Raw genomic sequence first — 20,767 nt, 5'->3', positions numbered from 1 at the left:
GTAGTGTCTGATCGTGCGATGGAGTCGAGTGGGCTGGCCCGCGGTCGGGTACGTCTCCTTCGAGGACGTCGAGGGCTACGCCGAGCACCTCGCCCGGCTGCTGACCGACGCGCCGCCGACCGTGGCCGCCCTCGCGTCGGTCACGTGGAACGAGGCCCGCGTCGAGCAGTGGGACGCCGCTCCCCCGACGGACGACGGCAGCAGTACCGTGCGCGCGACGGTGGTCGTGCGGAACGATGAAGTGCTCGACACCCCGGACGGCCTCTGGAAGCGGTGGAACCACGCCCGCGTGACGCTCCGGTTCGAGCGAGCCGTGCTCGAACCGCTCGACACGCAGGTCCTCGACCTCCTCGCCGGAGACGTCCACGTCTCGCGCGGGGAGCTCGCGCACGTCGACGCCGACGTCTGGGAGCTCCGGCTCCTGCTCTCGCCCACGGGTGAGCTGGCGGTGCACTTCCGCGACGTCCAGGTCGCCGTCCGGTCGGTGCACGAGGACGAGTGGGCGCAGCTCGGACAGCGCCCGCAGCACGGTTGGCGCGGCCCGGTGCCGGACGGCTGGTTGGAGTGGGCGACCCCCGCGGTGCGGGCTGCCGGACACGGCGACGTCGGCGGGCTGTCGCTCGCGCTCGACGGCATCGGGAGCGACCCCGTGGGCATCGACGACGTCGACCCGCGCTGGGGCTTCGCGCCGCTGCACGCGTCGGCGTGGTTCGACCGGCGCGGCACCACGGAGGCCCTGCTCGAACGGGGCGCGGACGTGACGGTGCTCGACGCCGAGGGGCGCAGTGCCCTGGACCTGGCTCGCGAGCGCGGCTCGCGGAAGGCGGAGGAGGTCCTCCTCGCCTGGTTCGACGACCAGACCGCGGGGCTCCGCTTCACCGCGGACGACCCCACCTCCGACGAGTCGGCCGACTGAACCACCCTGGAGGCGCGACCCGCGTCGGGACGCAGGTCGCGCCTCCAGGCTGGTCGCGTCTCAGACGGTGAGCGTGTTCGCCTGCGCGACCCGCCCGTACCAGCGCGCCGAGTCCTTCGGCGTCCGCTCGAACGTCTCCGGGTCCCACGCGACGAGCCCGAAGGTCGGGCGGAAGCCCGACGCCCACTCGTAGTTGTCGAGGAGGGACCAGTGCTGGTAGCCGAGGACCTCGATGCCGTCCGCGATGCAGCGGTGGATGCCCTCGAGGGCGCCCTGCGTGTAGGCCACCCGGCGGGTGTCGTCGGCGGTGGCGATGCCGTTCTCGGTGATCATCAGCGGCACGTGGCCGGAGAGCTCCCATGCCGAACGGAGTCCGTCCGCGGCCGCCTCGGGGTAGAACTCCCAGCCGGTGAGGGTCGTCTCGACGTCGTCCGCGACCGGCAGCGGACCGTTCGGCCCGATGAACGTGCGGGTGTAGGCCTGCACGCCGAGGAAGTCGTCCCCCGCGGCCTGTTCGAGGTACCAGTCGTCGCGCGGGTACCCGTACTCGCGGAGCTTCGCGTCGGCACCGGGCTCGCCGTTCGACCGGAAGGCCTGCGTCGCGATCGTCCAGCCGGACTGCAGTCCGTCGACCTGTGCGAGCACCTCGCGGGACCGCTTGTGCGAGGCGAGCAGCTGGTCGGCCACGTGCAGGTCGGGGTTCGGCAGGCCGTACGCCACGAGGTTCGATGCGTCCTCACCCCCGGCGAGCATCGCGGCGATGTTCGGCTCGTTGATCGTGCAGACGTAGCGGACGCCGTCCTGCACCACGGGGAGCGCGGCCTCCGTGTAGCGGGCGAACAGGTCGGCCGCGTCGGGTGCTCGCCAGAAGCCGTCGCGCTCGAACCACCGCGGCACGGTGAAGTGCATGAGCGTGACGATCGGCTCGATGCCGGCCTCGTGGCAGGCGTCGACCATGCGGCGGTAGTGGTCGATCTCGGCGCCGGACACCCAGCCGCGCTCGGGCTCGATGCGCGCCCACTCGATGCTGAACCGGTAGGAGTTCAGGCCGAGGTCGGCGGCGATGCGGATGTCCTCGCGGTAGCGGTGGTAGCTGTCCGCGGCGTCGCCGGAGGGTTCGACGATGGTGGTGTCGGGCTCGTGCTCGTGCACCCACCAGTTGCTGTTGACGTTGTTGCCCTCGATCTGGTGGGCGGCGGTGGCGGCGCCCCAGAGGAAGCCGTCGGGGAACTGCAGCGTGGTGATGATGGGGCCTTTCAGTGGGCGGACAGGAAGCGGTCGAAGGTGTCGAGCGTCGCCGCCGGGTTCTCGACCTGCGGACCGTGGTAGCTCGTCGGGATGACCTCGTACGCGGCCCCGGTGTCCTCCGCCATCTGCCGCTGCCACGGGATCGGCCAGGCGCCGTCCCACTCGCCGTGCGTCACGAGCACCGGGAGGCCGGTCGCGCGGAGTTCGGCGGACGAGTCGGTGTGGTCCTCGAGGATGTGCCCGCCGGCGATGACACTCGCGGGGTCGTGCGCGTCGAAGCGGTCGCGGACGAAGCGCGGGTCGTCGGGGAGCTCCTCGTCGGGGCGGTAGGCCCAGAGCGGGTTCGTCGAGTCGAAGAGCTGGCGGAGGTTCCCGCCGGTGTCGTGCAGGATCGTCAGCTCGGCGACCTTGCGGTAGGGCCAGCCGTACGGTCCGGAGCAGAACTGCACGACGTCGCGGAAGGACTCCGGGGACGCGATGGCGGCCTCGCGGACGATCACGCCGCCGAGCGAGTGGCCGATGAGGTGCACGGGCGCACCGTCGTCGAGCAGTGCTGCGACCCGGACGACGTCGGCCGCTTCCTCGTCCAGCGTGTAGCCCTGCGGCCCGGACGCCCGCGCCGAGTCGGCCTGGCCGCGGCGGGTGATCGCCACTGCGGTCCAGCCGGCCCGGCCCAGGAGCGGCATGAAGGTCCGCCAGTCCTCCTTCGACCCGGTGTACCCGGGGACGATCAGGACGGTGCCCTTCGACTCGCCCGCAGGGACGACGCGGTACGCGGTGAGACGCCCGACGGGCAGGTCGATGCCGACGACGTCGACGCCCTCGGGGGTGGGCAGGTGGCCGAAGGCGGGGACGGTCGGGAAGTCGTGGAGCGTGGTCATGCCAGCAGTGCCCTTCGGGGGTTGGGCACCGCGTCGAGCAGCGCCACCGTGTACGGGTCCTGCGGGTCCTGCAGCACCTCGGCCGTGCGGCCCCGTTCCACCACGGCGCCGTCGTGCAGCACCATGATGTCGTCCGTGATGAGCCGGGCACTCAGCAGGTCGTGCGTGATGTAGAGGAGCGAGACGCCCCACTGCTCCCGGAGGTCTTCGAGCAGGGCGAGCACCCCGGCGCGGAGCGTGACGTCGAGCATCGAGACCGGCTCGTCGGCGATGATCACCTGCGGGTCGCTCGCGAGTGCCCGGGCGATGACCACGCGCTGCCGCTGCCCACCGGAGAGCTGGTGCGGGAGCTTCTGCGCGAACTGCTCCACGGGGGTCAGCCCGACCGTCTCGAGGAGTTCGAGCATCCGGCGCCGGGCGTCCCGGCCGCGGAGACCCGTGTAGTTCGCGATCGGACGGGACAGGATGTACTCGACGGTGTGCAGCGGGTTGAGCGCCGCGTACGGGTCCTGGAACACCATCTGCACCTCGGAGCGGAGGTCCTTCAGGCCACGCCTGCCGAGCTCCGCCACGTCGACGTCGCCGAACCGGACCGTGCCGGTGGTCGGCTTCTCGACGCCGGTGAGCATCTTCGCGATCGTGGACTTGCCGGAGCCGGACTGCCCGACGAGGGCGAGCGACTGCCCGGGCTCGAGCGTGAACGAGACGTCGCGGACCGCCTGGACGGGCTGCTCGCCGCGACGCGGCGCCGGGTAGGTCTTCACGAGGTGGTCGACGACGATCGGGTTCCGGGCAGCGGACCGCTCCCGCGACCCCACCGTGCTGAACGACGACGTGGTCTCCTGCCGGGTCGCGGTGCGCTGCGACCGATCCGGGAACCCGGGCAGCGACACGACCTCTGCACGCGGGTCGGCGTAGTGCGACAGCAGCATCTTCGTGTAGTCGTCCTGCGGGTCGCGCAGGGTCTCCATCGAGCCGCCGTCCTCGACGATGCGCCCTTCGTGCATCACGAGCACGCGCTCGGTGGCCTCGAGGACGATGCCGAGGTCGTGGCTGATGAGGATCGCCGTGAAGCCCTCGGACTGCTGGAGCTCGATGATCGTGTCCATCACCGCGTGCTGCACGAGGACGTCGAGCGCCGTGGTCGGCTCGTCGAACACCATGAGCCGCGGTTCGAGCGACAGGGCGAGGGCGATCGACACGCGCTGCCGCATGCCGCCGGAGAGCTCGCCGGGGTAGCGGGCGAGCATCGTGTCGGGGAGCTTCACCTTCTCGATGAGCTCCCGCATCCGGGCGTCCCAGCGCTCGCGCGGCACGTGGCCGTGGGCCTTGAAGACGTCGATGAAGTGGTTGCGGATCGTCCGCACCGGGTTGAGTGCGTTCATGCCCGACTGCAGCACCATCGCGAACCCGCCCTGGCGCTGCTGGCGGAGCGCTTCGTCGTCGAGGTCACGGATGTCCTCGCCCGCGAAGACGATGCTGCCGCCGTTCGTCCGCGCCGGCGGCTTCTGCAGCCGGGTGAGCGCGTAGCCGAGGGTCGACTTGCCGGAGCCGGACTCCCCCACGAGGCCGACGAACTCGCCCTTCCGGAGTTGGAAGGACACGTGGTCGACGGCCTGGACGGCCTCCTGGCCGGCCGATTCGTACACGACCGACAGGTCGCGGACGTCCAGCAGGACGTCCTGCGTCACGCTCGTGGCGCGGTGCGGGCCGGACGGGAGGCGCGTGGCGGCGCCGTCCCGCGCCTCCCGTCCGTCCGATGCGTGCGTGGGTGCGCCGCTCATGCGGTGGCCTCCTTGCGCTTGCGACGCGCGCCCTCGCGCAGTCGCGGGTTGGACACGGCGTCGACGCCGAAGTTGATCAGGGTCAGGCTCATCGCCAGGAGGGCGATGCAGAGACCGGGGGCGAAGAGCAGGATCCACTGGCCCGTGAGGAGCGCGTTCGAGTTCTGCGCCCAGTAGAGGATCGTGCCCCAGCTGACGATCGACGAGTCCCCGAGTCCGAGGAACTCGAGGCCGGCCTCGGCGAGGATCGCACTCGTCGCCGCGCCGAAGAACGAGCCGACGATGAGGCTCGTCATGTTCGGCAGGATCTCGCGGAAGACGATCCGGGTGGCGCCGTCGCCGGAGAACTGCGCGGCCGTCACGAAGTCACGGCTGCGGAGCGACTGCGTCTGGCTCCGGAGGACGCGTGCGCCCCAGGCCCAGCCCGTCACGACGATCACGGCGATGATCACCGCGATGCCGCCGTTCTGCAGGTACGCGGCGATGACGATCATGAGCGGCAGGCCGGGGATGACGAGGAACAGGTTCACGATGAACCCGATGACCTCGGCGACCCAGCCACGGATGTAGCCCCAGCTCAGACCGATCGCGACGGCGACGAGCGTGGACAGGAAGCCCGCGACCGCTCCGACGAGCACGGAGACGCGGGCGCCGTAGATGAGCTGGGAGAGGACGTCCTCGCCGGCGGCGGTGGTGCCCATCCAGTGCGCCCAGGTGGCGTCGGCGCTGCGGGCGAAGCCGTTCTGGCTGGCGCCGTAGGGGGCGAGGAGCGGGGCGGCGATCGCCACGACGACGAAGACGCCGAGGATGACGATGCCGACGCGGGCCTTGGTGTTGCTCCACACGACGCCGAACTGGCGGGCGGCGGCTCGGAGTCTGCTCGGGGCGGTGGGTTCTTCTTCTTGCGTGCGAACTGCGATCGTGGTCATCGGCGCGTCCTCGGGTGGTGGTTGTGGGCGGAGCACGCCGCCCATCGCGACGTTGTGGTCATCGGCGCGTCCTCGGGTCCAGGACGCCGTACAGGACGTCCACGATGAAGTTGGCGATGAGCACCGACACGGTGATCATCAGGAAGAGGGCCTGCATCAGCGGGTAGTCCTGCCCGATCACGGCGTTGAACAGCAGGTAGCCGATGCCCGGGTAGCCGAACACCTGCTCGACGAGCACGGACCCGCCGACGACTCCGCCGAGCGCGAGGCCGAAGCCGGTGAGGTTCGGCAGGATCGCGTTCCGCGCGGCGTACCGGACGGCGACCGTGCGGCCGCGGAGCCCGTTGGCCTCGGCGAACGTGACGTAGTCGTCGCCGAGGGTGTTGATCATCGCGTTGCGCATGCCGATGATCCAGCCGCCGAGGCTCGTCACGAGGATCGTGATCGCCGGCAGCATCGCGTGCTGCAGCGCGTCGCCGATGAACGCTCCGCTGAACCCGGGCGTCGTCGTGGCCGAGTAGGCGCCGGTGGTCGGGAACCAGTGCAGGACGTAGCCGAGGAAGAACAGCAGCAGCAGCGCCGTCCAGAAGTACGGGAACGTCGACATGAAGCTGCCGGACAGGGTCGGGAGGGAGTCGAGCCACGTGCCGCGCTTCCACGCTGCGCCGACGCCGATGAGGGTGCCGAGCACGAACGCGATGATCGTGACGAGGCCGACGAGCACGAGCGTGTACGGCAGGGCCTGGGCCACGAGGTCGCCGACGGGCTGCGGGTAGAACGTGTAGCTCGTGCCGAAGTCGAGCGTGACGACCTGGTGCAGGTAGCTGACGTACTGGTCCCAGAGGTTGCCGCTCGGGACACCGAGCTGGGCCTCGATCGCCTTCTTGGTGGCGTCGGTGACGGGCCCGTTCTGGCTGAGCTTGGCGAGCGCGGCGTCGGTCGGGCTGCCCGGCATGAGGCGCGGGAGCACGAAGTTCAGCGTGACCGCGGCCCAGAGGGTCAGGACGAACAGGACGAGTTTCTGGAGGAGGTACTTCACTTGTCTGCCTCCTGCTGCTTCTGCGCTTCCAGGATCTCCTTGCCGGCCGCGCTGTCGCGGAGCCGCAGCTTCGAGAAGATCAGCAGCGGTGCCGAGTCGTAGTTCTGCGGTGCCATGTAGGGATCCTCCGCGCTCGGCCAGCCGACGAACTTGTTCGTGTTGAACAGGCCCCAGAGGCCGCCGTAGTACATGCCGATCACGGGGACGTCGTCGTACACGATGTTCTGCAGCTGGTGCAGGATCTCCCGCTGCTTCGCCTCGTCGGTCGTCGCCTTGTACTCGTCGAGCAGCGCCTGGGTGTCGGCGTTCTTGTAGCGCTCGTAGTTGTTCACCGTCGACTTGCCGACGGGCTGGTAGAAGTCGCTCGAGAGCAGCGAGTTGAAGGCCTGGTAGACGTCGCCGTTGCCCATGCCGCCCATGGCCATGTCGAACTTGCCGTTGTTGAGGTTGGCCTGGTAGCCGGCTGGCTGCGGTGCCTGGAGGGAGACCTTGATGCCGATCGCGGTCAGGTTCCGCTGGACCTGCTGTGCCGCACGGAGCCAGTCGGAGTAGCCGTTCGCGGTCATGATCGTGATGGTCAGCTGCTTGCCGTCCTTGACGAGCTTGCCGCCCTGCTGGGTGTACCCGGACTTCGCGAACTCCTGCAGGGACCGCTTCGTGTCCTGCGTGATCATGCCCTCGTCCGGGATCGACGGGTCGAGGTACTGCTCCTGGTTGGGCAGGATGAGGCCCGTCTGGCCCGCGGCCGTCAGGTTGCCCTCGGTCGCGGTCTCGGCGATCTCCTTCCGGTCGAGCGCGTACGAGATGCCCTTGCGGACGTTGACGTCGTTGTACGGCGCCTTCGTGAGGTTCGGGACGAGTCCGATCACCCCGCCGGCCGGGAACCACCACGTGTTGGTCTTCGAGGCCGCACCCCAGGTGCCCTCGACGTCCGAGATGAACGAGTACGCCCAGTCGTAGCCGCGGGTGACGGTGTCGAGCTGCGTGTTCGTGGCCGGGAGGATGAGGTGCTTGATCGCGATCTTGTCGGCCTGCCAGTACCGCGGGTTCTTGTCCATCGAGTACTGCTGGTCGGTGTAGTTCCCGAGCACGAACGGGCCGGTGCCGACGGGGTTCGGGTCACGCCACGTGGTCGGGTCCTCCACCTTCCCCCAGTGCTGCTCGCCGAGGATGTAGGTCGCGCCGATGATGTTGAGGCTCGGCACGTCGTCGCTCTTGAGGTGGAAGACGACGTGGTCACCGTCCTGCTCGATGCGGTCGATGTGCTGCCAGGCGCCCTTGATGTCCATCGCGGGGAACTTCTTGAGCAGGTCGAACGTGAAGACGACGTCCTTCGCACTGAACGGGTCGCCGTTCGACCACTCGACGCCCTGCCGGATCGTCATGTCGATCGTGCGGGCGTCCGGCTGGGTCCAGCTGCTCGCGAGCCACGGGGTGCCCTTGCCGTCGAGCGGGTTGACCTCGATGAGCGGCTCGTACATCCACTTGCTCGCGGTGCGCGAGTTCGAGATGTACGGGTTGAAGTTGCGGTCGAACAGCGGGTTGCCGTGGTCGGCGTTGATGAGCATCGTGTCCTTACCGATGCTCGGGTCCGGCTGGGAGCGGACCTGGATGCTGCACCCGCTCGCGGCGAGGGCCACGACGGCGACCCCGGCCAAGGCGGCGAGGAGGCGGCCGCGTCGGCGGGGACGGGCGGTGCCGGCGGCGCGGGTGCGGCGGGCTGTACGCGCGGCGGGCGTGGGGGTGCCCGCTGGTTCGCGCATGCGCTGTGGGGGAAGCGTCATTGCTCGGTCGACCTCCGTGTCGATGGGTACCAGGCCAATGTATGCGCTTACATCGCGGGGCGCAAGCGATCGGGTTGTTTGGCGGGGCGCGACACGGTGCAGGGGCGTCGGTGCGTCGGTGCGGGGCTCGCACGGTGCGAGGGCGTCGCCACGCGATTCGTACGGTGCGAGGATTCGCGCAGCGTGCGAGGACTCGAGCCCCGCACCGTGCGTGGAACCTCGCACGCTCGGGCACGCGGGGGGCGGAGCTCGCACCGTGCGAGGTCGTCGCCGCGCCGGGCGCACGGTGCGAGGATTCGCGCAGCGTGCGAGACCCCGAGCCCCGCACCGTGTGTGGAACCTCGCACGCTGGAGCGCGCGGGGCGCCTGGCGCGGGGCTCGCACGGTGCCGCCGCGGGGGCCCAGGGGCCCGAGCGCGGTCAGGCGTCGAGGGTGGGCGGGCAGCTCTCGCGGAGCAGCACCTCGACAGGGAGCCGCACCGCACGCGGCGGACCGTCCGGGTGCGCCAACCGCTCGACGATCGCCCGGACCGCCGCCCGCCCGAGCTCCCCCATCGGCTGGTGGACGGTCGTCAGCCTCGGCGACGAGAACCGGGCCGCGTCGATGCCGTCGAACCCGGTGACCACGACGTCCTCGGGCACCCGGACCCCCGTCGCGGCCGCGGCGTCGAGCACGCCGAGCGCGGACTGGTCGTTCGAGCAGACGACGGCGCGTGGCACCTCGCCCGCGAACAGTGCCGTCGCGAGTTCCCGCGCTCGGGCTCGACCGAAGTCGCCGTGCACGACCGGCACGTCGGCCGGGTCCACCCCGTGTTCCACGAGGGCATCCCGGAAGCCCGCGGCACGCTCCATGTCGTCCGGGGAGTCGATCGGCCCTGCGACGTACGCGATCGAACGGATGCCGAGCCGCCCCACCACGTGGGAGACGACCGTCCGCATGCCCGCGGCGTTGTCGACACTCACGGAGTCGAAGCCGTGCGAGCGTCGGTCGTCGGCGAGCACCACCACGGGGATGCGTCGGGCGACGTGCTCGAGCAACTCGTCCGGCACCGTCTGCGCGAGCACGGCGAGACCGTCCACGCGTCCGGCGACGTCGTTCACGATGACGTCCCGCGACGGCCCGCGCCCGGCCGCGACCATGAGGGCAAGTCCGCGCTGCCAGGCCTCGAGCTCGGCGCCGCGCAGGACCTCGTCGAAGTAGAGGTTCGAGGAGAACGGCTGGGTGACGTGCCGTCGGTCGTCGACCACCCGGACCCCGCCGTCCGTGACGAGGTCGGGGCGCTCGTCCGGGACGACGTCGAACCCGGGCAGGAGGAGTCCGACGACGCCGGTGCGCTTGCCGGCGAGGGCGCGGGCGTTCCCGGACGGCACGTAGCCGAGCGTCCGGATCGCCGCCTGCACGCGGTCACGGGTGCCCTCGCGGACGGCGTCCGGCGTCCGGAGCACCCGCGAGACGGTGGCGATCGAGACGCCGGCCGCGGAGGCGACGTCGTAGACCGTCGGAGGCGCGGTGCGCTGTCCAGCCAAGCCGTGCCTCCCGTCCGCCGTCGCGCTGGTGCCGCCGCGCCCGGCGCGGCCGGCGCGGCCGGACCATCCTAGGCACGCCGCCGCGACCGCCCTGTCCACAGGGCGTCTCGGACTCTTGCGCTCTGCGGATGATCGGCGCGACAATTGGGCGACCTCAGTACGTCCCGTGAGGAAGCGCATCAGCAGGCAGGGGCCTGCTCCACCACCGATGCCCACGCACACAGGAGCCAACGATGTCGAAGAACACGCGCGGTCAGAGCCGCGACCTGATCACGGAGTCGATCGCGATCGACGAGGTCAAGAGCGGACTGCTCGACCACAGTCAGGGCAACCAGAACGCCTGGATCTTCGGCGAACCCGACGGGTCGGAGGAGCCGACCGTCTGACGGCGCCACCACCGGCGCGGCGCCGCAGCGCACGGCCGGCCCGACGCCGCAGCGCGCGGTCGGCCCGACGCCTCAGCGCGCGGTCGGCCCGACGATCGCCATGCCCGCACCACGCAGCCGACGACGCTCCTGCGCGATGAACGCCAGCAGCCGGTCGTTGGTCCCCGCGACGTGCGCTGCGAGCAGGTCGGCAGCACGGTCGGCCTCGCCCGCGCGGACCGCGTCGAGGATCGCGCTGTGCTCCTCCCACGCGGCGTCGCGGGCCTCGGGCGTCCGGACCTCGATCCACCGGGTGCGTTCGAGGCGGGTGAGCGCGTCGGCGACGGCGTCGGTGATGAACCGGTTGCCGCCGAGCGCCGCGAGGTCGAGGTGGAACGTCGAGCCCATCCGGATGCCCGACCGCTGGTCCGGTGCGGCGCGGAGGTCGTCGAGGTGCGACCGGACCTCGTCGAGCTGCTCGGCTGAGGCTCGGGCGACGGCGAGCCTCGCGGCCGCGGGCTCGAGCACGCCCCGGAGCTCGGCGAGCGACGCGATCTCGTCGAGGTCGATGGGCGTGACCGTCCACGAGCGGCCCTCGTGCAGGATGAGCCCTTCGCGTTCGAGCCGCGACAGCGCCGCGCGCACCGGGGTCCGCGAGGCGTGGAACCGCGCCTCGAGCCCGCGCTCCGAGATGCGCTCCCCCGGAGCGATGTCGAGGGTCAGGATCGCCGCCCGGAGGTTGTCGTAGAGCTGCGCGGTCTGCGAGACCGGCGCGTCGTCCGTCGTCATCGCCTGCGTCGTTCCAGCCACGGTCGGAGAGCCTAGCAGGCATGGTATACCGTTTTGGTATACCAATCGCTGCTCCGATGGGAACCCCGTGACGACGACCACCGCTCCACGCCCGACAGCGAACCGCCGCGCGTGGACGATGCTCGCGCTCGGGGTCGCCGCGCAGGCGGCCGGCACGCTCGTGGTCTCCGCGCCGGCGCTCCTCATCCCGTCCCTGCACGCGCACGGCATGCCGCTGCCGGCCGCCGGCCTGCTCGCGGCGGCGCCGACGTTCGGCATGGTGCTCACGCTCATCGCCTGGGGAGCGATCACGGACCGGTTCGGCGAACGAGCCGTGATCGCAGGCGGACTCGTGCTCACCACCCTCGCGGTCGCCGCCGCGTGGGCCGCCGCCGGTGACACCGTGCTGCTCGGGCTGGCGTTCCTCGCGGCCGGGATGACGAGCGCCTCGACGAACGCGGCGAGCGGCCGGGTCGTCGTCGGCTGGTTCCCGAAGGAGCGCCGAGGCCTCGCGATGGGCATCCGGCAGATGTCCCAACCGCTCGGGGTCACGCTGGCCGCGGTCACGGTCCCGCAGCTCGCGGAGACGGCCGGCGTCCGGGCCTCGCTCGTGCTGCCGGTCGCGCTCTGCGCCGTGCTGGCCCTGCTGTGCGCGGTCGGCATCGCGAACCCGCCGCGTCCCTCCCGGGAGACCGCGGCGGCGGAGCAGGTGGCCAACCCGTACCGCTCGGGCGGGTTCCTCTGGCGGATCCACGCGGTGTCGGTGCTGCTCGTGGTGCCCCAGTTCACGCTGTCGACCTACGGCCTGGTGTGGCTCGTCGGGCTCGGCTGGCCCACCGGTGCGGCGGGTCTCCTCGTCGGCGGGGCGCAGTTCGTCGGGGCGATCGGCCGCATCCTCGTCGGGGCGTGGAGCGACCGGGTCGCATCCCGCGTCGGCCCCCTGCGGATCGTCGCCCTGAGCGCCGCCGTGGTGATGGGCGTGCTGGCGCTCGTGGACGCCACACACCTCGCGGCCGGTGCGGTGTTCCTCGTGGTCGCGACGAGCGTGACGGTCGCGGACAACGGGCTCGCCTACACGTCGGTGGCGGAGGCCGCTGGACCGTTCTGGTCGGGCCGGGCGCTGGGGGCGCAGAACACGGGGCAGTTCATCGCGGCGAGCGCCGTGGGCCCCGGGGTCGGAGCACTCGTCGCGGGACTCGGCTTCGCCGCGTCGTTCTCGATCGTGGCGGTGCTGCCGCTGCTCGCGCTGCCGCTGGTGCCGCGGAGCGACCGCTCGCACGACTGAGGGCCGTCCGGAACGACCAGGGACGCCCGGACCCACCAGGGGTGCCCGGACCGACCGGGCAGCCATGGAAGCGCGGGACGCGCGGGACCGGGCGACGGACGGGAGGCCCGTGGCGGGGCCGCCACGGGCCTCCCGTCCGTCGGTGGGTCGCGCCTCAGGCGGGGACGGCCGGCCCGACCGGCCAGCGCAGGAGCGCCGCAGCCGCGGCACCGCCTGGCAGCGACGCGGCGTTGACCAGCACGAGCTCCGCGTCCGTCAGCACGGCAGCCCGCACGAGGGCGCAGACCGCGGGCACCGGGCCGATCACCGGGACGCCCGCGGCCTGCTCCGGAGCCGTCGCGACCCAGGGCGCCGCCCCGAGCGCGAGGAGCGTCCGGTCACCGATCGCCACGGCGTCGAGCGCCACCACGGACCCCTGCGCCTGCTGCAGCGCCTCCACGACGGGCCCGAGGCCGGCCACCGCCTGGTTGTCGCCGCGGCCGACGTGGGTGCGCAGGAGGTCCTCGAGGTCGTGCCGGCGGGTCGCGACGACGCGGGCGAGCGCCACCTCGACGTGCTCGACGAACGCCTGCTTCGATGCGGTGTCCGCCCGCGGGTCACCGGGGAACACGGACACGAGCGCCTTCGTCTCGTTCGACAGCGACTTCACGAGGAGTTCCCTGGCCGTGACGTCGCCGGCCACCACGACGAGGCCCGGTCGGAGCTCGCGCACCGTGGCGTCGAGGGCGCCCGCGAGTTCGGACTGGTTCTGCTTCCAGATCTCGGCGGTGTGGGCCTGCCAGTGCGGCTGCTTCCACCCGGTGCCGGCCTTGGCGTAGTGCAGCGTGTCGTTGCGGCCCTCCACCTGGCGTTCGGCCGACGCGACCGGTGCGTGGCCGAGACGGTAGGTGCGGAACGCACCGCCCTCCTTGCCGGCGTGCACGACGAGGAACGGCAGGTCGACCGGCCGGTGGGCGACGAGCGGCACGAGGTCCGGCACGGCCCCGACACCGACCGACTCGGCTCCGTGGACGTGCCCGGGGAGGACCTCGCTCAGCACGACGGCGCCGTCGTGGACGAGCACGTACCGGGTGACCGGCGACGGGACACCGGCCTCCTGCTCGAACTCGGCCGCGATCGCGTCGACGACGGCGTCGGACGCCCCCTGCGCGCGCAGGGACTCCTCGACTGCCCGGAGCCGGAGTGCCGCCTGCCGCCGCGGGTCCTCGACGTTGCCCGAGACGTCGGCGTAGGCCCACGCCCAGGTGCCCCCGCCCTCCAGCCGCTGTCCCAGGATCTCGTGCAGTTCGCTCGTCGCGTTGGTCGACGTCATGGCAACTCCTTCCGCTCAGCGTGCCGGAGCAGGACAGCCCCGACGGCGGACCGGTTCATCGGACCCTCTCACGGTCCCCGGCGTCCGCGTGCGCCCACCATCCACCCCTCGGGCGGGGCGCGTCCACATCCGCCAGGGAACGTCCAGCGACATGCGTGAAAGTACAGCAACGCTCGGTTTTGTGCTTTGCTGGGCGGGACGCCGATCGACGACGAACCGGAGCCGTGCAATGACGCCATCAACCAGGCGGAGCCCGATCACCAGACGACAACTCCTGGGCTTCGGCCTGGGGACGGCGGCGGCGGGACTCCTCGCCGGCTGCGCGGTGCCGGGCTCCACGAACGTCAACAAGGCGGCGCTCATCCCCGCCGCGTCCGGCGGGGAGACCGTCCAGCTCACGTACTGGGCGTGGCTCAAGGACCTGCAGAAGGTCTGCGACGTGTGGAACGCGGAGCACCCCCGCATCCAGGTCACCGCGAACTGGATCCCCGGTGGCAACAGCGGCGGGTACCAGAAGATGTACTCCGCGCTCGCGGCCGGCGGCGGCCCGGACATCGGGCAGGTCGAGCTCCGCCAGATCCCCGAGTTCATGCTCGCGAACGGCCTGACGGACCTCGCCCGGTACGGCGCGAAGGACTTCGAGTCGAAGTACGACGAAGCTGCTTGGGCGCAGGTGTCGTTCGTGGACGGCATCTACGGCATCCCGCAGGACACCGGGCCGATGGGCTTCTACTACCAGACGGCGATCCTCGAGCAAGCCGGCAGCGAGCCACCGACGACCTGGGACGAGTGGAAGGTCCTCGCCGAGAAGGTCCGGAAGACCGGCAAGCAGAACTACCTCGAGGTGTTCCCCGTCGCCGATGCCTCGCCGTTCGCCGCGTACGCCCAGCAGGCCGGGGCGCGGTGGTTCCGGATCGACGGCGACGAGTGGGTCGTCGACATGACCGACGACAAGACGATGATGGTCGCCGAGTTCTTCGACGGCTGCATCGACGAGGGGCTCGTGGACACGTCCGCCGGTGCCTACACCCCCGGCTGGTACGCCGCGTGCGCGAGCGGACGGATCGCAGCCGTCACGAGCGCCAGCTGGGGCGATGCGCTCATCGAGTCCGTCCAGGGCGGCGAGGGCAAGTGGAAGGTCGCGCCCATGCAGACCTGGGGCGACACGGGCTTCGGTTCGAGCGCGATCGGCGGCTCCACCGCGGCGGTCCTGGCGAACGCGAAGCACCCGGCGGAGGCGCTCGAGTTCATCACCTGGATGACCACGTCGAAGGAGGGCATCGACGCGATGATCAAGTACTGCGGCATCGGGTGGTCGCCCGCGGTCGACTACATCGGCGAGCAGCGCGAGCAACCGTCGAAGTGGTTCTCCGGCCAGAACTACAACGAGGAGGTCTTCGTGCCGGCCTCGAAGGAGCAGAACGTCGACTGGTCGTGGTCCCCGGTCACCCAGTCCGCGTTCACGAGCCTGCAGAACCAGTTCCGCCGCAAGCTGACCGGCGGCCTGAAGCTCACCGACGCGGTCGAGCTCGCCCAACGGGAGATCGTCCAGTCCTTCAAGGACAAGGGCCTGAGCGTGAGGACCGCACGATGACCGCCACCCAGGACCGCGCGACGGCCGCCTCGCAGCCGCGCACCGGCTTCCGCACGAGCACGAAGGCCACGGCTGCCCAGAAGCGGGCGCCGTGGATCCTGCTCGGACCCTTCCTCGCTCTGTTCGTCCTGACGTTCATCATCCCGATCATCAGTGCGCTGTTCCAGAGCTTCACCACCGTCGACCGCAAGGGCCTCTTCGGCGAGGACGGCGTCGTCGGCCGGTTCGCCGGGTTCGACAACTACGCGATCGCGCTGCAGGACTCCGGGTTCGTCGCCTCGATCGGCCGCATGCTCCTGTTCGGCATCGTGCAGGTCCCCGTGATGATCGTCCTCTGCACGATCCTCGCGCTCCTCCTCGAGTCGGCGAGCGCCCGCTGGCCCGCGTTCTTCCGCGCCGTGTACTTCATGCCGTACGGGGTGCCCGGAGTCATCGCGACGATCCTGTGGTCGTTCCTCTACGTGCCGGGGCTCTCCCCGATCGTGGCGCTGCTGCAGTCGATCGGGCTGCAGCCGGACTTCCTCGGTGCGAACAGCGTCCTGTGGTCGATCGCGAACATCGTCACGTGGACGTACACGGGCTACAACATGCTCATCATCGTGGCGCAGCTGAAGTCGATCCCCGGCGAGGTCTACGAGGCCGCGAAGATGGACGGCGCGAACGCGTTCCAGGTCGCGTGGCGCATCCAGATCCCGCTCATCGCGCCGGCCCTCGTGCTCACGACGGTGTTCTCGATCATCGGCACGCTGCAGCTCTTCGCGGAGCCGCAGATCCTGTCCACGGTGGCGCCCGCGATCGACACCGAGTACACGCCGAACTACGCCGCGTACACCAACGCGTTCGCCTTCAACGAGTACGGCGTCGCGTCGGCCCAGGCCGTGATCATCGCGCTGGCCGCGTTCGTCCTGTCGTTCGCGTTCCTCGCGTTGACGAACCGCCCGCCGAAGAGCGAGCGGGACCAGAAGAAGCGTGCGAAGCGCGACGGCCTGGAGGCGCGGCGTGCGCTCCAGACGCGTGACACGTCCGCCACCGGGTCGCGACCCGCCACCGGCGTCGCGAACCGCAGCACGACCACCGGAGCCGCGCCGCGCCTCTCTCCATCGCCACGGCCGGAACACCGCTCCGCAAGCTCCGCGGTGCCCCGGAACCGGGCGACGGGGGCCCAGACCGACCAGAAGGGTGCGGAAGCATGAGCGGCGAGACGATCCAGGCGCCGGTCACCCGGCAGGCGGCGGAGCCCGTCGACACCACAGCCATCACCGCGCACGAGCGGCGCAAGCTCGACCGCTCCGGGAAGTCGCAGATCGTGGTGACGGGCATCCTCGTCCTCGTCGCGATCTACTTCCTGGTGCCGCTGTACTGGGTGGTCATCGCGGCGACGAAGACCACCGGCGCGCTGTTCTCGACGAACGGGTTCTGGTTCGGCGGGGAGTTCGCGCTGTTCAGCAACATCCAGCAGGTGTTCTCGTACGACGGCGGCATCTTCGTCCGCTGGATCGCGAACAGCATCCTGTACTCCGGCGTCGGGGCCGTGCTCGCGACCTACTTCGCCGCCGCCGGCGGGTACGCGCTCGCGAAGTACGAGTTCCGCGGCCGGCAGCTCGTGTTCGGCACGATCCTCGGCGGCGTGCTCGTCCCGGGGACCGCCACGGCACTGCCGCTGTTCCTGCTGTTCTCGACGCTCGGCCTGACCGACACCTACTGGAGCGTGCTCATCCCGAGCCTCGTCTCCCCGTTCGGACTGTTCCTCTGCCGGGTGTACGCGGCGGCGTCGGTCGACACGGCGTTGCTCGAGCAGGCGCGCATCGACGGGGCCGGGGAACTCCGGATCTTCCACACGATCGTGCTGCGCCAGATGACCCCGGCGCTGGTGACGGTCTTCCTGTTCCAGGTGGTCGGGATCTGGAACAACTTCTTCCTGCCGCTGATCATGCTGGCAGACCAGAAGCTGTACCCGATCACACTGGGACTCAACAACTGGCGGGCACAGGTCGATCGTCTGCCAGAGTTCTACCAGCTCACCACCGGCGGAGTGCTCGTCTCGGTCATCCCGCTCGTGATCGCGATCATCGTCCTGCAGCGCTTCTGGCGCGGGGGCCTCACGGAAGGATCGGTCAAGGGTTGACCGTCACTGCACGACCATCCGCCGACTCGGCACTCGCCGACCTGGCGTCCACCACCCCCGGTTCCGACTCGCGGCTCGCGCCCCGCGCGTGGTTGCACACGGACGCCCCCTCGCTGTCGCTGGACGGCGAGTGGGACTTCCGCTGGGCACCGGTCGCGGACGTCCCGCTCCCCGGCGCCGACGACGAGTGGGGGTCACTCCCCGTGCCGTCGCACTGGGTGCTCCACGGGCACGGGGCACCGAGCTACACGAACCTCCAGTACCCGTTCCCCATCGACCCGCCGAACCCGCCGGAGGAGAACCCCACCGGCGACCACCGGCGCACGTTCTCGCTCCCGGGGTCCTTCGATGCCGCAGCACGCGTGGTGCTCCGGTTCGACGGGGTCGAGTCGCACTTCCGGGTGTGGCTGAACGGCACGCTCGTCGGCTGGAGCACCGGTTCGCGGCTCGTGACCGAGTTCGACGTCACCGCCCTGCTGCGGCCCGGGTCGAACGAGCTGCTCGTGCGCGTGCACCAGTGGTCGGGCGCGTCCTACCTGGAGGACCAGGACCAGTGGTGGCTGCCGGGCATCTTCCGCGACGTCACCCTGCTCGCGCGTCCGTCGGCACCGATCGACGACGTGTTCGTGCGCGCTGGTTGGGAGCCCGTGCTCGGGTCGGCCGCGACCGCGGGGACCGCTGCATCGGGCCGGCCGTCGACCGGCACGGGGACGATCTCCGTGCCGACGATCGACGCGACGTTCCCGGTGCGGTTCTCCGTCCCGTCGCTCGGCATCGACGTCACGTGGGCGTCCGCGTCCGACGTCGCGCCGATCACCGTCGAGGGCGTCGAGCCGTGGAGCGCCGAGCTGCCGCGGCTGTACGACGCGACCCTGTCGACCGGCACCGCTGCGGGCGGCCGAGCCGGCGGCGAGACGGTCTCGCTGCGGCTGGGCTTCCGCTCCGTGCGGATCGACGGCGACCGGTTCCTCGTGAACGGCGAGCGCGTGGTGTTCCACGGCGTCAACCGCCACGAGACCCACCCCGTGCGGGGTCGGGTCTTCGACGAGGAGCACGCCCGCGCGGACATGGCGCTCATGAAGCGCAACAACGTGAACGCGATCCGGACCTCGCACTACCCGCCGCACCCGCGCGTGCTCGACCTCGCGGACGAGCTCGGCTTCTGGGTGATCCTGGAGTGCGACCTCGAGACCCACGGCTTCCTGTTCACGAACTGGGTCGGCAACCCGTCCGACGACCCGGCATGGCGCGACGCCTACCTGGACCGGATCGCGCGGACCGTCGAACGGGACAAGAACCACCCCTCGATCGTCATGTGGTCGCTCGGCAACGAGTCCGGCACCGGGCGGAACCTCGCCGCGATGTCGCAGTGGGTGCACGACCGCGACGACGAGCGTCCCGTGCACTACGAGGGCGACTACACCGGCGAGTACACCGACGTGTACTCACGGATGTACCCGACGTTGCAGGAGACCGAGTCGATCGGCGGCGGGACGCCCACGCCCCTGCTCGAGTGCGGTCCGGCCGAGGCCGCTCGGCAGCGGTCGAAGCCGTTCATCCACTGCGAGTACGTGCACGCGATGGGCAACGGGCCGGGGCAGATCGCCGAGTACGAGGCCCTCGTGGACACGTACCCGCGGCTGCACGGCGGGTTCGTGTGGGAGTGGCGCGACCACGGACTGCTCACCCACACGGCCGACGGCACCCCCTACCACGGCTACGGCGGCGACTTCGGCGAGGTGGTCCACGACGGCAACTTCGTGATGGACGGCCTCGTGCTGCCGGACGACACCCCGACCCCGGGGCTCGCGGAGTTCGCGGCCGTCGTGGCACCGATCCGGATGTCGTCGTCCGACACGACCCTGCTCATCGAGAACCGGTACCACTCCGCCTCGACCGCGGGACTGCGCTTCTGCTGGACGCTGTCCCGCGACGGCGTGGTCGAGGCGTCGGGACGGTTCGCCCCCGGGATCATCGCCGCGCGGGCCTCGGCCACGGTGCCGGTGCCGGACGAGGTGCTCCGGGCCGGGGCGGAGCGGGACACCCTCGCAGCGGGCGAGGAGCTGTGGTTCGACGTGACCGCGGAGCTCGCCGGACCGACGGCGTGGGCGGACACCGGCCACGTCGTCGCACGCACCCAGCGGCTCGTGGCGAGCCGACCGGCGGACGCACCGCGGGCCTCCCGGCAGACCTGGGACGGCGACCGCCTCGGGGACGCGACGTTCACGGCGCGCGGCGACCTGTCGTCCTTCAAGGGCCACGAGGTGGCCGGGCCGCGGCTCGAGCTCTGGCGCGCGCCGACGGACAACGACAGCCTGGCGTCACAGGGCGGGTACGAGACGGCGGACCCGGTGCTCACGCACGGGGTCGGGGACCCGGACGCCCCCGCGTCTGCGGTCCGGTGGCGGGAACGCGGGCTCGACCGACTGACGCACCGGCTCGTGTCGGTGTCGCGCACGCCGTCGGGCCTGGAGCAGCGGGTCCGGGTCGCGGCGGCGAACAGCGGGTGGGGCGTCGACGTCACGCACCGCTGGACGCTGACGGACGCCGGGTTGCAGCTGCAGACCGACGCCGTGCCGTTCGGTGCGTGGGACGTCACCTGGCCGCGGATCGGCGTGCGGTTCGACCTGCCGGTGTCGCTCCTCGAGGAGGACGTCACGTGGTTCGGGACGGGGCCGGCGGAGTCGTACGCGGACTCGTCGCACGCGGCTCGGGTCGGCCGCTTCACGGCGCCGGCGAGGTCGCTGACGGTGGACTACTCGATGCCGCAGGAGTCCGGGCACCGGCCGGGGCTGCGGTCGCTCTCGGTGGGCGACCTCACCGTGTCGACGGTCGGGGCGCACCGGGCAGGGTTCACGCTCACCCCGTGGACGGCGCAGCAGGTCGGGCGGGCCGGGCACCCGTACGAGCTGCCGACGCCGGACCACACGTACCTGTACCTCGACGCGGCGCAGCACGGGCTGGGGTCGCGGGCGTGCGGGCTCGACGTGCTACCGGAGCACCAGCTGTGGCCGCAGGCGTTCTCGTGGAGCGTGGTGCTGGCGTAGGGCGCGTCCGCGGGCGTCGCGTCCGCGCGCGCCGGCGCGCTCGCACTACCAAAGTCACCCCGAACCAGGCGGAAGCGTGGTTCGGGGTGACTTTGGTTGTGCGCTGGCGACTCGCACCGCGGGCGCCGCGGGCCGCGCGCGGC

The 20,767-nt window shown here is 71.3% G+C and carries 15 protein-coding genes and 1 pseudogene; 7 read left to right on the top strand and 9 right to left on the bottom strand.

The genetic code is table 11. From position 1 onward, the window contains the following. Positions 1 to 13 precede the first annotated feature (13 nt). The gene (locus MON03_RS02290) at positions 14 to 916 is read left to right on the top strand and encodes an ankyrin repeat domain-containing protein (protein ID WP_148286185.1); all 903 of its coding nucleotides are present in this window, start codon (positions 14 to 16) and stop codon (positions 914 to 916) included. 60 nt (positions 917 to 976) lie between these two features. On the opposite strand, the gene MON03_RS02285 is transcribed toward MON03_RS02290, so the two are convergent. The 7 genes from MON03_RS02285 to MON03_RS02255 form a co-directional block, all read right to left on the bottom strand. Then, positions 977 to 2,164 carry a glycoside hydrolase family 1 protein gene (locus MON03_RS02285; protein ID WP_148286188.1) on the bottom strand — a complete coding sequence of 396 codons (1,188 nt, stop codon included), beginning with the start codon at positions 2,162 to 2,164 and terminating at the stop codon, positions 977 to 979. An 8-nt stretch (positions 2,165 to 2,172) separates the two neighbouring features. Then, entirely contained in the window at positions 2,173 to 3,045 is an 873-nt protein-coding gene (locus MON03_RS02280) for an alpha/beta fold hydrolase (protein ID WP_242090260.1), read from the bottom strand. After that, on the bottom strand, positions 3,042 to 4,829 hold the full coding sequence (locus MON03_RS02275) for an ABC transporter ATP-binding protein (protein ID WP_242090258.1): 1,788 nt from the start codon (positions 4,827 to 4,829) through the stop codon (positions 3,042 to 3,044). The genes MON03_RS02280 and MON03_RS02275 overlap by 4 nt, the downstream gene beginning before the upstream one ends. Beyond that, a complete protein-coding gene (locus MON03_RS02270; protein ID WP_175328817.1) occupies positions 4,826 to 5,758 on the bottom strand; it encodes an ABC transporter permease in 933 nt (310 codons plus the stop codon). Before MON03_RS02270 ends, MON03_RS02275 begins: the two co-directional genes overlap by 4 nt. 58 nt (positions 5,759 to 5,816) lie before the next feature. Continuing rightward, positions 5,817 to 6,797, bottom strand: coding sequence for an ABC transporter permease (locus MON03_RS02265; RefSeq protein WP_175328818.1), 981 nt, complete (start codon positions 6,795 to 6,797; stop codon positions 5,817 to 5,819). Beyond that, the gene (locus MON03_RS02260) at positions 6,794 to 8,560 is read right to left on the bottom strand and encodes an ABC transporter substrate-binding protein (RefSeq protein WP_217504384.1); all 1,767 of its coding nucleotides are present in this window, start codon (positions 8,558 to 8,560) and stop codon (positions 6,794 to 6,796) included. Before MON03_RS02260 ends, MON03_RS02265 begins: the two co-directional genes overlap by 4 nt. Before the next feature lie 440 nt (positions 8,561 to 9,000). Next, on the bottom strand, positions 9,001 to 10,107 hold the full coding sequence (locus tag MON03_RS02255) for a LacI family DNA-binding transcriptional regulator (protein WP_242090256.1): 1,107 nt from the start codon (positions 10,105 to 10,107) through the stop codon (positions 9,001 to 9,003). Between the two features lie 233 nt (positions 10,108 to 10,340). Between MON03_RS02255 and MON03_RS02250 the strand changes: the two genes are divergently transcribed. Then, positions 10,341 to 10,493: a hypothetical protein gene (locus MON03_RS02250; RefSeq protein ID WP_022902162.1), complete on the top strand. Its 153-nt coding sequence runs from the start codon at positions 10,341 to 10,343 to the stop codon at positions 10,491 to 10,493. A gap of 72 nt (positions 10,494 to 10,565) precedes the next feature. Here the strand turns inward: MON03_RS02250 and MON03_RS02245 are convergent, their stop codons facing one another. Further along, the gene (locus tag MON03_RS02245) at positions 10,566 to 11,282 is read right to left on the bottom strand and encodes a GntR family transcriptional regulator (protein ID WP_229727989.1); all 717 of its coding nucleotides are present in this window, start codon (positions 11,280 to 11,282) and stop codon (positions 10,566 to 10,568) included. A gap of 67 nt (positions 11,283 to 11,349) precedes the next feature. Here MON03_RS02245 and MON03_RS02240 point away from each other — a divergent pair, with 67 nt between their 5' ends. Continuing rightward, entirely contained in the window at positions 11,350 to 12,546 is a 1,197-nt protein-coding gene (locus tag MON03_RS02240; protein ID WP_350355073.1) for an MFS transporter, read from the top strand. A gap of 154 nt (positions 12,547 to 12,700) precedes the next feature. On the opposite strand, the gene MON03_RS02235 is transcribed toward MON03_RS02240, so the two are convergent. Then, positions 12,701 to 13,858 carry a baeRF2 domain-containing protein gene (locus MON03_RS02235; protein WP_242090254.1) on the bottom strand — a complete coding sequence of 386 codons (1,158 nt, stop codon included), beginning with the start codon at positions 13,856 to 13,858 and terminating at the stop codon, positions 12,701 to 12,703. Positions 13,859 to 14,087: 229 nt separating this feature from the next. Between MON03_RS02235 and MON03_RS02230 the strand changes: the two genes are divergently transcribed. From MON03_RS02230 to MON03_RS02215, 4 genes and pseudogenes are all read left to right on the top strand, one after another. Continuing rightward, positions 14,088 to 15,452 (top strand): extracellular solute-binding protein, encoded by a 1,365-nt coding sequence (locus MON03_RS02230; RefSeq protein WP_022902158.1) that lies wholly within the window; start codon positions 14,088 to 14,090, stop codon positions 15,450 to 15,452. Then, positions 15,449 to 16,390: pseudogene (locus MON03_RS02225) on the top strand (carbohydrate ABC transporter permease); the annotation flags it as partial. The gene MON03_RS02230 and the pseudogene MON03_RS02225, both read left to right, overlap by 4 nt. A gap of 251 nt (positions 16,391 to 16,641) precedes the next feature. After that, the gene (locus MON03_RS02220) at positions 16,642 to 17,577 is read left to right on the top strand and encodes a carbohydrate ABC transporter permease (RefSeq protein WP_022902156.1); all 936 of its coding nucleotides are present in this window, start codon (positions 16,642 to 16,644) and stop codon (positions 17,575 to 17,577) included. Beyond that, positions 17,574 to 20,624, top strand: a complete 3,051-nt coding sequence (locus tag MON03_RS02215; protein ID WP_242090253.1) for a glycoside hydrolase family 2 TIM barrel-domain containing protein — start codon at positions 17,574 to 17,576, stop codon at positions 20,622 to 20,624. Before MON03_RS02220 ends, MON03_RS02215 begins: the two co-directional genes overlap by 4 nt. Positions 20,625 to 20,767 lie beyond the last annotated feature (143 nt).

Source organism: Curtobacterium sp. DN_7.5, assembly GCF_022655355.1.
Classification (GTDB): domain Bacteria; phylum Actinomycetota; class Actinomycetes; order Actinomycetales; family Microbacteriaceae; genus Curtobacterium; species Curtobacterium luteum.
This window is presented reverse-complemented; position numbering and strand designations above follow the sequence as displayed.